At 39.5% G+C, this 15,850-nt stretch carries 12 protein-coding genes; 9 read left to right on the forward strand and 3 right to left on the reverse strand.

The window, feature by feature from the left end; genetic code table 11:
- The first annotated feature begins 56 nt into the window (after positions 1-56).
- The 5 genes from astE to PVK79_RS13845 all read left to right on the forward strand — a co-directional run bounded on the left by astE (position 57) and on the right by PVK79_RS13845 (position 5,673).
- Positions 57-1,109, forward strand: a complete 1,053-nt coding sequence (astE, locus tag PVK79_RS13825) for a succinylglutamate desuccinylase (RefSeq protein WP_145233889.1) — start codon at positions 57-59, stop codon at positions 1,107-1,109.
- Between the two features lie 261 nt (positions 1,110-1,370).
- Positions 1,371-2,585, forward strand: coding sequence for a thiamine pyrophosphate-dependent dehydrogenase E1 component subunit alpha (locus PVK79_RS13830; RefSeq protein ID WP_145233891.1), 1,215 nt, complete (start codon positions 1,371-1,373; stop codon positions 2,583-2,585).
- On the forward strand, positions 2,585-3,562 hold the full coding sequence (locus PVK79_RS13835) for an alpha-ketoacid dehydrogenase subunit beta (RefSeq protein WP_145233893.1): 978 nt from the start codon (positions 2,585-2,587) through the stop codon (positions 3,560-3,562). The genes PVK79_RS13830 and PVK79_RS13835 overlap by 1 nt, the downstream gene beginning before the upstream one ends.
- Before the next feature lie 8 nt (positions 3,563-3,570).
- Entirely contained in the window at positions 3,571-5,151 is a 1,581-nt protein-coding gene (locus tag PVK79_RS13840) for a dihydrolipoyllysine-residue acetyltransferase (RefSeq protein WP_257325938.1), read from the forward strand.
- A gap of 156 nt (positions 5,152-5,307) precedes the next feature.
- Positions 5,308-5,673 carry a DUF805 domain-containing protein gene (locus tag PVK79_RS13845; protein ID WP_257325940.1) on the forward strand — a complete coding sequence of 122 codons (366 nt, stop codon included), beginning with the start codon at positions 5,308-5,310 and terminating at the stop codon, positions 5,671-5,673.
- A gap of 219 nt (positions 5,674-5,892) precedes the next feature.
- Here the strand turns inward: PVK79_RS13845 and PVK79_RS13850 are convergent, their stop codons facing one another.
- Together PVK79_RS13850 and PVK79_RS13855 are read right to left on the reverse strand one after the other, a co-directional pair.
- Positions 5,893-7,065 carry a putative manganese transporter gene (locus PVK79_RS13850; protein ID WP_257325942.1) on the reverse strand — a complete coding sequence of 391 codons (1,173 nt, stop codon included), beginning with the start codon at positions 7,063-7,065 and terminating at the stop codon, positions 5,893-5,895.
- Positions 7,066-7,134: 69 nt separating this feature from the next.
- Positions 7,135-8,760: a M28 family metallopeptidase gene (locus tag PVK79_RS13855; RefSeq protein WP_257325945.1), complete on the reverse strand. Its 1,626-nt coding sequence runs from the start codon at positions 8,758-8,760 to the stop codon at positions 7,135-7,137.
- Between the two features lie 108 nt (positions 8,761-8,868).
- Here PVK79_RS13855 and PVK79_RS13860 point away from each other — a divergent pair, with 108 nt between their 5' ends.
- The 4 genes from PVK79_RS13860 (at position 8,869) to PVK79_RS13875 (ending at position 14,906) form a co-directional block, all read left to right on the forward strand.
- Positions 8,869-9,678 carry a DUF3025 domain-containing protein gene (locus PVK79_RS13860; protein WP_257325947.1) on the forward strand — a complete coding sequence of 270 codons (810 nt, stop codon included), beginning with the start codon at positions 8,869-8,871 and terminating at the stop codon, positions 9,676-9,678.
- Positions 9,675-10,463, forward strand: a complete 789-nt coding sequence (locus PVK79_RS13865) for an ATP-binding cassette domain-containing protein (RefSeq protein WP_182734741.1) — start codon at positions 9,675-9,677, stop codon at positions 10,461-10,463. Before PVK79_RS13860 ends, PVK79_RS13865 begins: the two co-directional genes overlap by 4 nt.
- Positions 10,456-11,664, forward strand: a complete 1,209-nt coding sequence (locus PVK79_RS13870; RefSeq protein ID WP_182730935.1) for an ABC transporter permease subunit — start codon at positions 10,456-10,458, stop codon at positions 11,662-11,664. Before PVK79_RS13865 ends, PVK79_RS13870 begins: the two co-directional genes overlap by 8 nt.
- 191 nt (positions 11,665-11,855) lie before the next feature.
- On the forward strand, positions 11,856-14,906 hold the full coding sequence (locus PVK79_RS13875) for an ATP-binding protein (RefSeq protein WP_257325948.1): 3,051 nt from the start codon (positions 11,856-11,858) through the stop codon (positions 14,904-14,906).
- Positions 14,907-14,923: 17 nt separating this feature from the next.
- Here PVK79_RS13875 and PVK79_RS13880 read toward each other — a convergent pair whose 3' ends face one another.
- Entirely contained in the window at positions 14,924-15,766 is an 843-nt protein-coding gene (locus PVK79_RS13880; RefSeq protein ID WP_182734736.1) for a UDP-2,3-diacylglucosamine diphosphatase, read from the reverse strand.
- Positions 15,767-15,850 lie beyond the last annotated feature (84 nt).

A 15,850-nucleotide genomic window follows, 5' to 3' on the forward strand; every position in this document is an offset into this window, starting at 1 on the left:
ATTTATTCAGCCGTTTTTGTTTCTCATTTGCATAATAATATGAAGGCATTTGGATTATGACAGCCAACTCAGAGTATTTAAACGAATTACAACAGCAAGGCGATTTTTTAACTCTCAGCCGTAATAATGAATGGCACTTAGCACCGAGTGCTTTTACTTTAAGTAATGGTACCACTGTAACTATTCATGACACTGGCGTTATAGAGTTTCAACCAAAATGCGCAACTACAATCGATGTGGTACTTTCAAGTGCGATCCATGGTAATGAAACAGCACCTATTGAAATTTGCGATGAATTAATTAAGCGTATTATCTTAGGCGATTTACAACTAGCACAGCGAGTACTGTTTATTTTTGGTAACCCGCAATCAATTAATATTGATAAGCGTTTTGTAGAAGAAAATCTAAACCGTTTATTTAATGGTCATCACACTGTCGAAGGTGTAAAGATGAATAATGAGCGCACACGAGCGGCCAAGCTTGAACAATATGTTAGTGACTTTTATCAACGCGGCGGTCAGCAGCGAGAGCGCTGTCATTACGATTTGCATACTGCTATTCGTGGTTCAAAAAATGATAAATTTGCTGTATATCCCTTTTTACATGGTAAACCGTGGAAAAAGTCGCAACTACAGTTTTTATTAAGCTGTGGAGTAAATACGGTGCTAATGATGAAATCACCAGCCACCACTTTTAGTTACTATTCTTCTTTTGTTCATGGTGCAGATTCATTTACCGTTGAACTTGGTCAAGTAAAACCGTTTGGTGAAAATGATATGAGTCGTTTTGCGAAAACCAAAGCGACCCTAATCGCATTAATTAGCCAAAAAGAAGTGATATATAAAGAATTTGATGCAAGTGACTTTGAGTTATTTGCTGTGCACCGATCAATCAATCGCACTGAACACGATTTTTCGTTTCCTTTTTCGGATGATGCCGAGAATTTTACCGGGTTTAGCAAAGGTGATTTACTCGCAACGGATGGTCAGACCTGTTATTACGCAGATGTTGAAGGCGAAGCAATTATATTTCCTAATGCCGATGTTGCCCTTGGACAACGTGCATTATTAACGGTAATACCATTACAACTGACTGATAATATTATTTAATTTGTTGCTTTGCAGGTCAGCTCAAATCGTTAACTATATGATTGTATATACTTTATTCTTTTGTATAGTTAACTTTCCAATGCCACTGTCGCCAATTAACTTTGTTTCGTCTATGATTAGTTGAATAACACTTTACGTTAACGTAAAGTGTTAGCAGCTTTAATTTAAATACAGTACAGTTTCTGCAAAGTTTATCCTGCAGAGCACAGCCAATAATAACAACTGACTTGTACTGTTTACGACAACAAAAGAAGGTAGGTTATGAGCAATCCAAATAACGTATCGCTGAATATTAGTCATGATCTCTCATTTATTGACGGTCATGCCTTAAATATTCCGACCTTGAGTATTTTAAACGAGGATGGCGATATCCACGACGGTGCAACAGCCCCCGATATTGATGAAAGTACTGCGCTGCGGTTATATGAAACAATGCGTTTTATTCGTGCACTTGATGAGCGTATGCAAGCTGCTCAACGCCAAGGCCGGGTAAGCTTTTACATGCAATGTTTAGGCGAAGAGGCGGCAGTGACAGCGTCTGCTGCGGCACTTGATCAAGACGATATGATCATGGCGCAATACCGTGAGCAGGCTGCACTTCATTATCGTGGCTTCACACTTGATCAGTTTATGAATCAAATGTTTTCAAATGAGTTGGATTTAGGTAAAGGTCGCCAAATGCCAATTCACTACGGTTCAAGTGCACTTAATTACATGACTATCTCATCGCCGCTAGGTACTCAAATACCGCAAGCAACAGGTTACGCGTACGGGCAGAAAATTAAACACATAGATGCAAAATCAGGTGAACTAAGCTCAACGATAGATAACATAACTATCTGTTACTTTGGCGAAGGGGCTGCTTCAGAAGGAGACTTCCATGCTGGTTTAAATATGGCCGCAGTGCATAAGTCACCGGTTATATTTTTTGCTCGCAATAACGGCTATGCGATTTCAACTCCTGCGGATGAGCAATTTAAGGGCGACGGCATCGCTTCTCGTGGCGTAGGTTACGGTATTAAAACGATTCGTGTTGATGGTGCTGATGCACTTGCTGTTTATGCCGCAACTAAAAAAGCCCGTGAACTTGCCACTAAAACAGGTGAGCCGATTTTAATTGAATCGATTGCATATCGCCTTGGCGCGCATTCTACATCAGATGATCCTAGTGGCTATCGTTCAAAAGACGAAGAAGCAAATTATCAATCTTGTCCAATCGAACGTTTTCGCAAATGGTTAATTAAGCAAAACTGGCTTAATGAAGAAGAAGACAATAAAGCCAAAGAGCAAATTCGTGAAGATATCCTAGCCGCATTAAAACGCGCTGAAGTGATTGCAAAACCGGCCTTAGAAGAGTTGGTGTCGGATGTATATGATACACCGATCCCCTCTTTGCAACGTCAGTACGAGCAATTGAAAACGCATATCAAGCAACACCCCGATGCTTACCCAGTGACTGCAGGGAGAATTAAGTAATGGCTAAAATGAATATGTTACATGCGATTAATTCAGCCCTTGATATAACTATGGCTGAACATCCGCAAGCGTGTATTTTTGGTGAAGATGTTGGCTATTTTGGCGGCGTATTTCGCGCAACGTCTGGACTACAAGAGAAATATGGTCAGCACCGTGTATTTAATACACCATTAACCGAACAAGGGATCATGGGTTTTGCTAATGGCTTAGCAGCGTTTGGCGCACCAGCACTTGCTGAAATTCAATTTGCCGATTATATCTTTCCAGCCTTTGACCAAATAGTAAATGAGTCTGCTAAATTTCGTTATCGTAGCGGTAACGAGTTTAATGTTGGCAACCTGACTATCCGTACTCCTTACGGTGGTGGTATTGCCGGTGGTTTATATCATTCGCAATCACCTGAAGCTTATTTTGCACATACCCCGGGACTTAAGATTGTTGTCCCTCGCAACCCTTACCAAGCAAAGGGCTTATTACGTGCTGCAATTAAAGATGATAATCCAGTTATTTTCTTTGAGCCTAAACGTTTATATCGTGCATCGACGGGTGAAGTTCCTGAACAAGATTACAGCATTGAACTTGGTAAAGCTGAAATAGTTAGTGAAGGTACGGATGTAACACTACTTGCTTGGGGCGCACAGATGGAAATCATCGAAGATGCTGCAAAACGTGCAAGTGAGCAGGGTATTAGTTGTGAAGTGATTGATCTACGCAGTATTTTACCATGGGATATGGAAACGATTGTTAACTCAGTGACAAAAACAGGGCGACTTATTGTTAGCCATGAAGCACCAATCACTAATGGTTTTGGTGCAGAAATTGCGGCGACAATCCAACAAGAATGTTTTTTGCATTTAGAATCACCTATCTTACGTGTTTGCGGCTTAGATACTCCGTATCCATTAGCGCTTGAAAAAGAATATGTACCTGATGCGTTGAAAGTGCTCGCAGCAATCAAGCAATCGGTCGAATTTTAGGAGTCATCATGGCAAAAGATTTTATTTTACCGGATATCGGTGAAGGCATCGTTGAATGTGAAGTTGTTGAATGGTTAGTAGCCGAAGGCGACACCGTAGCTGAAGATCAACCGATTTGTGATGTAATGACAGACAAAGCACTGGTGCAAATTCCTGCGGTTCATGATGGTGTGATCAGTAAGCTCTATTATGCTAAAGGGGATATTGCTTTAGTGCATGCCCCGCTGTTTGCAATGGATGTAGCTGGTGAGACTACAGCCGAACATACTCAAGAAGAAACAACCAGCGCAATAGAGCACACGCAAACAAATACTCACTCTGAAGTCGTTGAGGATTTTATCCTTCCCGACATTGGTGAAGGAATTGTTGAGTGTGAAATTGTTGAGTGGTTAGTCAGTGAAGGTGATTTGATTGAAGAAGATCAAGCCGTTTGTGATGTAATGACAGACAAAGCACTCGTACAAATTCCCGCTAAGTATACTGGCACAGTGGTAAAACTTTATTATGCTAAAGGGGATATTGCGCAAGTACACAGCCCTCTTTTTCAAATGTCGATTGCAGGCACTCAAGCGAACGTTGTCGATATCAATGATGCATTAGTGAAAGCACAAACCAAAGCGGTAGAGCAAAAACCAGCAGTAGTTGAAAAGTCGGTGACAGCAGCTGCTGTAATTAATAAAAAGGCGGTCGCATCACCGGCAGTAAGACGCAAAGCACGTGAACTTGATGTTGATCTAACCACAGTCCCAGGCAGTGGTAAGAATGGCCGTATTTATAAAGAGGACATTGAACAGTTTGTGAAAGGGGAAGTGCCAAATAGTATTGATACATCACCACTGCAAACGAAGTCTGAAGTTACGAAAACCACAACTAGCGAGACTGGTAGAATGCGCATTGAGCCAATTAAAGGCATCAAAGCAGCAATGGCTAAACAAATGGTTGCTTCGGTAACGACGATCCCACATTTTACATTTTGTGATGAGATTGATTTAACAACTTTGATTGCTCTGCGCAGTGATTTGAAAGAGCAATATAAGCAACAAGGCGTTAAATTGACAATGATGCCATTTTTCATCAAGGCCTTATCGCTGGCGATGAAAGAATTTCCGGTATTAAACTCGAAAATAAATGATGAATGCACTGAGCTTAGCTATTTTGATGATCACAATATCGGTATGGCAGTTGACTCTAAAATTGGTTTGTTAGTGCCAAATATCAAACAATGTCAAACAAAGAGTATTGTTGATGTAGCCAATGAAGTAACGCGATTGACGGATGCTGCCCGTGAAGGACGTGTTAGCCCTGACGATCTCAAAGGCGGCACAATTAGCATTTCTAATATTGGCGCGATTGGCGGCACAGTTGCGACGCCAATTATCAACAAGCCAGAAGTGGCGATTGTGGCATTGGGTAAATTACAACATCTACCGCGTTTTGATGCCAAAGGGCAAGTGGTGTCTGCTGCAATTATGCAAGTTAGTTGGTCAGGCGATCACCGAGTGATTGATGGCGCTACGATAGCGCGATTCAATAACTTGTGGAAATCGTATTTAGAAAACCCAGCCAAAATGATGATGGCAATGAGTTAAGACTTTTTAATTACTTTTAAAATATTACCTATTTTAAAACCAGCTTAATGCTGGTTTTTCTTTTACAAATAGTTGTTTTTAATTAATATACAAGGGTTACTGAAAAGTAATAAAGGCCCTATTAGGGAATATAAAAAATAACACTAAGGAAATACAATGGAACATTATATGAATGCGTTGCGCAGCTACGCGGATTTTTCAGGTCGTAGCCGTCGTAAAGCTTACTGGATGTTCGTATTATTTAATACGATTTTCTCAATTGTATGTAATGCAGTTGATGGCTTATTAGGTACAATGTTTATTGGCACTATCTATAGCCTCGCGCTATTGATCCCAGGTCTAAGTGCTGGTGCTCGTCGTCTTCATGATACGAATCGTTCAGGTTGGTGGCAGTTACTTTGGTTAGTACCAGTAATCGGCTGGATTGTTTTAATTGTTTTCTATGCACAAAATTCGCAAGAAGGGGAGAACGATCATGGCCCAAATCCAAAAGAAGTTGCTCTAGAATCAGCTACTGTTTAATTAAATAATGAATAATACCAATTGACTTAAATATTTAACCATTCTAGCGAGCTAAATAAAGCGCTAACTGCGTTATAATTTTTTCAAGTAGAACAACTACATGTCAAAATTTATGCCTTGTTATCACTGTATTTATCTGTCGCTATAAATGGTCAGTAACTTAACACGATTGGTATAATGAAAAGCTCAGCAGTCGCTGAGCTTTTTTATGTCAGTGACTTACAACCCAAAGAAATATAAGCCATAACCAACGAGTAAAGCGGGAATTGCCGAATATATTGTTGCCACAAATGCGGCACGTGGTGCCATTGCGATTGCAGGGAAAAGGGCATCGCCGTCATTTGATATTGCATTCGCAGCTAATGCACTAAAGGGAATGATGCCTTGAATATACAATGTAGTTACCACTATTTGTGGTCCACAGCCAGGTAAAAAACCAATCAAAACGGCAATCAAAGGCGCTAAGTATGCATAGTGGGTAAACCAGGCTTTTAAATCCACACCGGCAAATGTTACTAATAGCTCAAATAGCATAAATGAGGCAACTACCCATGCGGTGACAAAGTGGGTGTCTTGCAAAACTTTATATAGCTTTGAAGGGGGCGTTATAGTTTCTTCTTCTGAAGTTACTTGTTGATAGCTTTGACCTTTAGACGACAGCGCCCAAATGGTAACAGCCAATAGCGCCATAATAGCGCCAAATAAGGTAATTGACTCAGCAAGTAGAGCGTCAAAGGCTGAAAAGTCAGTATTGAAAGCAATCATTATTGCCACAATAAGACTGGGCATCATAATAATTTGCCAAATTGATTTGCTGACAATAATTGCCTTACTAGGCTGATTTAAGCACTCATCAGCATAATCATTTTTTGCTGGGCGAAGATAATCTTGCTTATGAAATGCATTGACTAAGGAGCCGCTGATAATACCAACGCTCAGGCCAATAATCATAATAAGTAAGCCTTCAAGCGGCTTCGTTGCTAATAGTAAAAATGCAGCATCCCCCATGGTCGCTGTTAATACAGCAACGATAGAGCCAAAGCTCGCTTGTCCTTTGGTAAATTGTGTCACTACTATGATGGCGCCTCCGCAGCCAGGTAAAGCACCGAGTAATGAAGCAAAACTAATTTCTAACAAGGGTGATTTTTGACTTAAATAGCCAAGCTCTAAGTGAGGCAACCGATCGATGGCGTAGTAATAGATAAATAAAGTGGCGGCAACAAATATACTAACTTGAAAAAACGCATCACTCATTGCCGTCAATGTCATTGCTCGCAAAGGAGCATAAGCTAAACAACACAACAAAAATAGCGGTAACAATAGGCGTTTATTACTGATAATAAAATGTGTGGACGTTGGAAAACTAATTTTGGGCAGTGAAAGTGAAAACATAAGTGCAACCTAAAAACTATCTAAGTTGCACTTTAGATTTAAATCAAATGAAAATCAATATCATTTGCGTTATTTTCTTTGGAATTCTGAGTTCGCATTCCATTTTGGCCATTGTGGTTGCTCAGAAATGTCAAAACCTACTTGATAAAACAGTTGTAAGTCTTGTACAGCTCCCGATAGATCCCATTCGTCACGGTACCTGTCACATGGTTGATGGTAACAACCACGTAGCACTAAGCTCATGCGTTTACGATAATTAGCCGTATCTTCGTCAAGTGCTTCACTGCCACCACCCGCATACATCGCTGGAATACCCATGTTGGCGAAAGCAAAATGATCAGAGCGATAGTACCCGCCTGAAGATGGTTTAGGATCGCCCGAGACAGTGCGTCCTTGTGCATTAGCTGCCTGTGCTAATAGCGAGTCCATTTCTGATTTACCAATACCAACCACGCTGATATCTTTTACTTTGCCTAACAAGTTCAAGCTATCCATATTAATATTAGCGACTGTCTTATTTGCTGCTATCACTGGGTGTGCAGCATAATACTTAGATCCTAATAAACCTTGCTCTTCAGCTGTCACTGCCAAAAAAGTCATTGAGCGGCTAGGGTGCTTTGGTAAGCTTGCAAACGCTTCAGCTACTTCAATTAAGCCTGCAGTGCCTGTCGCGTTATCATGTGCTCCATTGTAGATTTGGTCGCCTTTACGGTTTTTATCAGTACCTAAGTGATCCCAGTGTGCTGAGTATATAATATGCTCATCTGGTTTTTCACTACCGGGTAAAGTCGCAATGAAGTTATATGAAATTGATTTTTTGATGGTGTTTTTAACCGCAACAGACGCTGTTAAATCGCCCATATCAACATGATAAGCGCCTTTTGCTGCATTGGCTTTCGCACTGGCAAAATCTAAACCTGCTTTAGTGAAAAGCTCGTTAGCAACCTCTGTGGTTACCCAACCTTCAACAGCGACTCTGTCCATATTATTGTTTTCTTTTTGAAAACCAAACTGCTCGCCGCTCCATGAGTTTTCAACCACAGACCAAGGGTAAGAGGCCGGTGCAGTTTCATGAACGATGATAGCCCCAGCAGCACCTTGACGGCTGGCTTCTTCGTATTTGTAAGTCCAACGGCCATAGTAAGTCATGGCATCACCGGTAAACAAAGCAGGATCTTTAGTGGCAAAACCAGGGTCGTTGACTAATATCACCACAGTTTTACCCTTAACATCTAAACCTGCGTAATCATTCCAATTATATTCTGGGGCATTAACACCATAACCAACAAATACCAGTTCGGAGTCTTTAATACTTTGGCGTTCGCTAATGCGACTGCTGCCCATTACCATGTCTTTTTTATACTGGTAATCTTTGCCGCCGATAGTTAACACCATGTTTGGATCTGCTTCAAGAGACACCAACGGAACTTCTTGTAAAAAGCTGTCGCCATTACCTGGTTGATAACCTAGTTTTTTAAATTCATCAGTAAGGTAAGCTAGTGTGAGTTCTTCACCTTTTGAAGATGGAGCGCGGCCTCCAAATTCATCGGAGGCAAGCACTTTGACATGCTCTGCGAGTTGTTGGGCATTGATTGAATTATACCCTTTGCTAACATCATCAGAGGTGAGACTTGTTGTTGCACATCCTGCAAGTACCGCAGTTGCAAGGAGTGTCAGAGAAAAATAACGTTTCATAGTCGCTCTTTTTTTGTTTTAAGTGAGCTCAGTATAAGAACTTCTATTAAAGAGAACCAGTTTTTGCGGTAAACTCCAACCATAATAATTGTAAAGCTAAAGATACTCATGAAGCGTTTTACCCCTTACGAACAATGGCATAGCGCCAGTTTAGAAAATGGTGCATTTAGCCATTTAAATACACTGTTTTCTTTAAACGGTTTATCCGACTGGCCGCAATGTGCGTGGTTTTCATCATTTTTAGATGCTAAAAATGCAAATCAGCAAACAATTCGCTTTGTTGATGACGCCTGCTTTAGTGAGGAAGAGCGCTATTATGAGCAAATCATTTTTGATACCGGTAAAGTACCAACGCGACAACAAAATTGGCATGACTTATTTGGTGGACTTATCTGGTGTTTATTTCCTAAAACTAAAGCATTAATCAATCAACGCCATGTTGAAGAGATCACACTTCATGGCACTAAAGTACGCTCAAAACACCGCAATGCCTTAACCTTGTTTGATGAATGTGGGGTTGTACTTGCTGTAAGTGATGATGTTTGGCCTGCGTTACTTAAAAATCATCAATGGCAGCAGGCATTTATTGAGCAAAGAGCGTTGTGGGGGAAAACCATTGCGCCATTTATGTTCGGCCACGCTAATTATGAAATGCTAACAAAGCCGTATATTGGTCTGACAGGTAAAGCATTATTTGTAAAAGTACCGAGTGACATATTTTGTAAAGATTTAGCCCAGCAGTATCAGTATATTGATCAAACCCTTTATGAGATGATTAGCGTCGATAACTGTTTAAGGGACAATAGCCAGCTCTCACCATTACCACTGCTAGGCGTACCAGGCTGGTATGATAATAATAACCCCGAGTTTTATAGTAATACAGATTACTTTAGACCAAAACGAAGGACACGAACATGATAGAAGTTACGGGGCTTAAAAAGAAATTTAAGCTAACTAAAGACCATAAAAAAAACAAAGTCGATAAAATAGATCCCCGTGAAGATAAAGATTATTTTCATTCGGTGCGAGATGTCAGCTTTCATTGTAATAAAGGCGAAGTGCTGGGCTTACTCGGCCCTAATGGTGCAGGAAAAACCACCACGCTAAGAATGATCTCGACAGCGTTAAAACCCGATGAAGGGCAAATAATTATTGCTGGTGAAGACATCATAAAAAAACCACTATTTGGTCGTAAGTCTATTGGTTTTCTATCTGGCAGTACCGGTTTATATGGCCGTTTAACGGTAAAAGAAAATATCGAATATTTTGCAAAACTACACGGTATGAGTAAAGACGCGATTAGATCACGGTGTGAAGAGTTATTTGATTTACTCGATATGCATAGCTTTATTGATAAACGTGCTGATAATTTATCAACGGGTATGAAGCAAAAAGCCAATATAGCCCGCGCAGTTGTGCACCATCCGGCAGTCGTGGTACTTGATGAGCCGACCACGGGATTAGACATTATGACCACTCAAACGGTGATCGAGTTTATCAAACGGCTTAAAGCACAAGGGACTCCTGTTATATTTTCAACCCATCATTTAGATGAAGTAGCGCTACTGTGTGACCGCGTTGCGGTGATCAACGAAGGTATCAGTTGTTTTGACGGCAGTCTTGACGAATTTAAAAAAGTGGGTAAAAGCGACGAACTAAATCAAGCGTTTATGAATATTTTGACGGAGAAAAATAATGTTTGAAGTATTTAAAAAGGAATTAAAGGAGCTATTACGAGATAAAAAAACACTCATTTTTATTGTCGCATTACCAGTTGCTATCTTTCCATTATTATTTGCGGTGATGGCATTTATTAGTTCTCAAGCAACACTTGAAGCCGAACAAAAAGTTCATACCTATGCCATTATCAATGGCGAATATGCGCAATCATTCACAGATAAAGTTTTTTACCATAAAAGTTTTCAATTATACAAAGGTGAACACACCTTTAATACAGTTGCAGAGCTTACAGAGGCCGTTAAAGCCGGCACCATTGATATGGGTATTTTCTTACCCGCAGATGCCAAACAAAACCTTGATGACGCAAAACAAAGCCAGTGGCAAGTGGTTTATAACGATGCCAAAGCGATTAACTTTTTATTCGACAGAGTAACAGAGCTTGCTGAAGAATTTGGTAATAAGCTAAGAGCTGAAAAACTATTAAGCTACGGTGTTTCAGTTGAGCAACAAAGTGCGATTATTGATCCAATCAAAGTTGTAAAAGTTGATACTGCTGATAAACGAGAAAATTTAGGTGAGAAAATAGGCGGCTTTATCCCTTACTTACTGATCCCATTAGTATTGATGGGAGCAACATATCCAGCAATTGATTTAGGTGCAGGTGAGAAAGAACGCGGCACATTAGAAACGTTACTACTGACACCAATCACCCGTACGCAACTTGTATTAGGTAAATTTATTACTTTACTTGCAGCGTCAATCGCCACCACAACGATAACCGTGTTGAGTATGGGCGTTTGGATCAGTATCGCGATTTCTTTCATTGATTTGGATGTGATAAAAACAGCATTTAGTTCATTACGCGTATTAGATTTGGCACTCATTTTTATTATTTTATTACCCGTCGCCGCGATTTTTTCTTCTCTTGCATTAGCAATATCGATTTATGCGCGTAGCTTTAAAGAAGCACAAAATTACATGACACCACTGAGTATGGGGGTGATATTTCCTATCATTGTTGCATTACTACCGAATGTTGAGCTAACAGCTAAAACCGCATTTATACCGGTTACTAATGTGGCTTTAGCGATTAAAGAAATTATCAAAGGTACGATTGATTACACGTTACTTGGACTAATCTTTTTAGCGACCGTCGTTGTTGCCGGTGCACTATTAGCATTTTGTGTTAAATGGTTTAATAAAGAAGAAGTCTTATTTAGGTAACAAATTATAAAGAAGTAGGCTGGGCGTGGTTGTTACAATACTCTCAGTTAAATAATAAAAATGACGGGCTAGCTCGTCATTTTTTATTACTATAGTTTCCTTAGAAAAACTAAGAATCGATAAAAAGCGCAGAGATAACTTTTTAATTGCTCTATAATGTAGTTTGTTTTGAAAGCAAACTGGCAATTTTGATGCGCTACCCTCTGACATTTTCTAATTTATTTCGCAGTAATAAACTTTCTTTATTAGCTTTGCTGTTTTTTTTCATCTTCGCAACTCCTGCTTTATATATTTATGAGCAAAAAGCACGCAAAGATGTTTACCAGATTGCCCAAACCACACTACAGCAAGAGCTTGATACAAAAGCACAAATATTAAAAGGGCATTTAAAAGACAGTGTCTCGTCAATCAACTTTTTAAATGTCACGCCGCCTATCAGTGGTATTAGTCGAGCCGCTGCAAATAACCTTATTGATCCACTATTAAATACGCCCATCGCAATATGGCAAACGCGCTTAGCTGAAATATTTAGTGGCTTTATGCGCACTGACCAGCAGCTATTACAAGCCAGATATATTACCCTTGCTGATAATGGTCAAGAAATTGTCCGTGTTGATAGGATCAATGATGTTGTGGTGCGCCTCGAGGGAGACTTATTACAACAAAAAGGGCAACGGGATTACATGCTTAATGCCAGCAGGTTAGATAGTGAATCTGTCTATATATCACCGATTAACTATAATCGAGAGCATGGTCAAATTCAGATACCCTACGTGAGCACCTACCGAGTTGCGAAGCCGGTATTTAATAAACAAGGAGCAGTATTTGCTGTATTAGTAACAAATTATTTTGCTGACGAGTTATTTAATAGTGTTACTTTTAGTTCATCTGCTGGGGTTGATGTTTATCTGTTAAATGATCAGCAGCAGTTTTTATTTCACCCAGATCCTAAACTACGATTTGGTTTTGAGTTTGGTCAAGACATTACTTGGTCAAGTGTATTTAGTCAAAGCCAAGATATGAGCAGCCAAGCGACTTTACCTTTTCATGATTTACCAAGTCATTATTATTTAAAACAACGTATTAGTTTAGAAAATAACATTAGCATGTTGCCCCTTGAACTTGCGGTATCAATTAATACCGATATTTTGTTAACAGACGTTGCTAAGCGCCGTGATCATTTTGTGTTGGTAATTATTTCACTTTTCACTGCTTTGTGGTTATTAGTGTGGTTATACCAAAGGTATATAAACCGCAAATTAGAGCTTCACACCTTGAAGGAGCGTAATAACAAGATTATTGAAAATTCTCTCGATGCAATTTTAACAGTACAAGAGGATGGCCTTATCAGTAATGCTAATAAAACAGCATTACAGTGCTTTGATATCATTATTGATCACACCCAGTTTACGCAATTATTTTCGCTTACTGAAAGTGACAAGTCATGTATTGATGAAACAATAGCACAGGGATCAAAACCATCATTTGAAGGCGTATTTATTGACCCGCAAGATCAACAACACTTTTACTCAATTACACTTACTAGCGTGTTTGATATCTTTACCCAGCGCTACCAAGTAGCAGCGATTTTACGAAACATTAATTCACTTAAACAGACCCAAGTTGAGCTTGAAAAACTCAATAGTACGTTAGAGCAAAAAGTGCAACAACGCACAACTGAACTTGAAAGTGCGATTGAACAAGCTTTGGCAGCCAGTAAAACAAAAAGTGATTTTATTGCTAATATTTCCCATGAAATACGTACGCCTATGAATGGTGTATTAGGGATGCTGGAAATGCTCAAAGAAGACACGCTAACGCAGCAGCAACAGCAATATTTAGATCTGGCCAATAGCAGCGCTAACTCATTAATGACATTGATTAATGACATCTTGGATTTTTCAAAAATCGAAGCTGGTAAACTTGATATTGATAATCACAGTTTTGATGTGATTACTGTATGCAGTGATATGATCACCTCAATGGCACTGCAAGCACAGCGTAAAGGCTTAGAAGTGTTTTTGTATACTGATAAAGTTATTGACCGTATGTTAGTCGGAGATAGCCACCGATTAAAACAAATATTAATAAACTTACTTAATAATGCATTCAAATTTACTCATCAAGGTGAAGTCAGTTTGACTGTTGGGTGTCAGTATCTTACTGAAGAAAAGTTATTAATGAGCTTTGTTATTGAAGACTCAGGCATCGGCATTGCTGAAAAAAATATCGATAAGCTGTTTGAGGCCTTTACTCAAGAGGACACCAGTACCACTCGCCACTTTGGAGGCACAGGGCTTGGTTTATCAATTTGTCGTAAGCTGGCACAATTGATGGGCGGTGATATTAGTGTAACCAGTGAAAAGGGCAAGGGAAGCTGTTTTACAGCGCAAGTGCAATTACATATTGCAGCTGAGAAAAAGCTCAATACAGCCGTTGAGTTGGCAAAAGATATTCAGGTTGGCGTGCTGATAGATAGCGACAGTGTATATAACAATGTCACTAATTTATTGATTAAAAATTGCCAAGTAGCGGCCAATAATATTCAACGATTTGACTACCAAGCACAATATCAAGAGTTAAAAGTTGATTTACTGGTTGTTGATAATGATCACCCATACTTACAAACACTGATTAATTTATGTAATAAGCAGAATAAAAAATATGTATTAATCTTGCGTGATTTACTGCTTAGTAAAAAAGCCAAAGAGCAGGTACCTGAAAATTGCCATGTGCTAAATAAGCCGCTTACTCAAGATCAATTTAGCTATAAGTTAGCAAGTTTGTTTGGTGTTAATAATAGTTTTTTGGTTGCTAGCCAAGGTAGTGAGCAAACAGAATATGTTGAATACGATTTATCAAACTTTAAGGTATTATTGGTTGATGATAATATGATCAACCTTGAAGTTGCCAAAGCAATATTAAAAAATACCGGTGTCACTATTGTATGTGCCAGCGATGGCCTAGATGCGCTAGAAATATTAAATACAGAGCACACACCTTTATTTGATCTGCTTTTAATGGATTGCCAAATGCCAAGCCTCAATGGCTATGACACAACCTCTGCAATTCGCAGCAGCAAAGCTGGTGCTGACTATGCAAAAGTGCCTATTATCGCTATGACAGCCAGCGCTATGGCAGGTGACAGAGAGCGTTGTATTACAGCAGGTATGAATGATTATATTACCAAACCCATAAAGCCAAAAGTTTTGAAAGATAAATTAGCTATGTGGTTAAAATAAACCACACAGTCTAAATTTTAAGCTACTGATTTTTCAGGTTTAGCCTTTGGTCCACCAAGATTTTGATTAAGTTTGGTAATATCAGCAGAATTAATCACTGTTTGAGTGTCAGACCAGTGTAGCAATTCGATACGACCATTTTCTTGCTCTACTACTGCGGTACAACTTTCTATCCAATCGCCATCATTACAGTAAACAATGCCATCAACGACTTTGAGTTGTGGGTGATGAATATGACCGCAAATAATACCGTCTACGCCTTGCTTTTTAGCCTCATGAATAGCAGCATTTTCAAATGCCTCTATTGCTTCACGCGCTTTATGAACGCGGGCTTTTATCCAAGCAGCAAGTGACCAATAGTTACCACCATATAGGCGTCGAATACGATTAGTCCAGCGATTTAAAAACAGTAAAAAGTCATAACCTGTATCACCGGCAATACTGATCAGTTTGTTATACCTAGTTGCTGAGTCAAAATCATCACCGTGAACCAGAAGAAATCGTTTGTTGGCTTTGGTTGTGTGAATAAACTGCTGGTGGACTTCAATACCAAATAGGCTGTTATTGACGTAGTGTCGGAATGTTTCATCGTGATTGCCGGGAATATAAATCACTCGAGTACCTTGAACTGCTTTGGCTTGAATACATGCTAATACTTGATAGTGACTAGGGTGCCAATAAAAATTTCGCTTCATAGACCATAAATCGACGATGTCACCCACTAGATAAAGGGTATCGCACTCAATACTATTTAAAAAGTCGAGTAGGTAATCTGCTCGACAATCTTTATAGCCTAAATGTACATCGGAGATCCAAACAGCTGGGTAGTACTTTTTATCACTTTTTTCGATGTCGTGCATAGGAGGTTACTCACGGTGTAATAACAACAAAGTTAAGCAACTTGAATGACGTTTATAAGACTGTTTGACGAAACATCTATGACA

The organism is Pseudoalteromonas rhizosphaerae (assembly GCF_028885455.1).
Classification (GTDB): Bacteria; Pseudomonadota; Gammaproteobacteria; order Enterobacterales; family Alteromonadaceae; genus Pseudoalteromonas; species Pseudoalteromonas rhizosphaerae.

Excerpts from the sequence above, each read along its gene's own strand:
- astE (WP_145233889.1), top strand. The coding sequence starts at position 57 with ATGACAGCCAACTCAGAGTATTTAAACGAATTACAACAGCAAGGCGAT.
- PVK79_RS13830 (WP_145233891.1), top strand. The coding sequence starts at position 1,371 with ATGAGCAATCCAAATAACGTATCGCTGAATATTAGTCATGATCTCTCA.
- PVK79_RS13835 (WP_145233893.1), top strand. The coding sequence starts at position 2,585 with ATGGCTAAAATGAATATGTTACATGCGATTAATTCAGCCCTTGATATA.
- PVK79_RS13840 (WP_257325938.1), top strand. The coding sequence starts at position 3,571 with ATGGCAAAAGATTTTATTTTACCGGATATCGGTGAAGGCATCGTTGAA.
- PVK79_RS13845 (WP_257325940.1), top strand. The coding sequence starts at position 5,308 with ATGGAACATTATATGAATGCGTTGCGCAGCTACGCGGATTTTTCAGGT.
- PVK79_RS13850 (WP_257325942.1), bottom strand. The coding sequence starts at position 7,065 with ATGTTTTCACTTTCACTGCCCAAAATTAGTTTTCCAACGTCCACACAT.
- PVK79_RS13855 (WP_257325945.1), bottom strand. The coding sequence starts at position 8,760 with ATGAAACGTTATTTTTCTCTGACACTCCTTGCAACTGCGGTACTTGCA.
- PVK79_RS13860 (WP_257325947.1), top strand. The coding sequence starts at position 8,869 with ATGAAGCGTTTTACCCCTTACGAACAATGGCATAGCGCCAGTTTAGAA.
- PVK79_RS13865 (WP_182734741.1), top strand. The coding sequence starts at position 9,675 with ATGATAGAAGTTACGGGGCTTAAAAAGAAATTTAAGCTAACTAAAGAC.
- PVK79_RS13870 (WP_182730935.1), top strand. The coding sequence starts at position 10,456 with ATGTTTGAAGTATTTAAAAAGGAATTAAAGGAGCTATTACGAGATAAA.
- PVK79_RS13875 (WP_257325948.1), top strand. The coding sequence starts at position 11,856 with ATGCGCTACCCTCTGACATTTTCTAATTTATTTCGCAGTAATAAACTT.
- PVK79_RS13880 (WP_182734736.1), bottom strand. The coding sequence starts at position 15,766 with ATGCACGACATCGAAAAAAGTGATAAAAAGTACTACCCAGCTGTTTGG.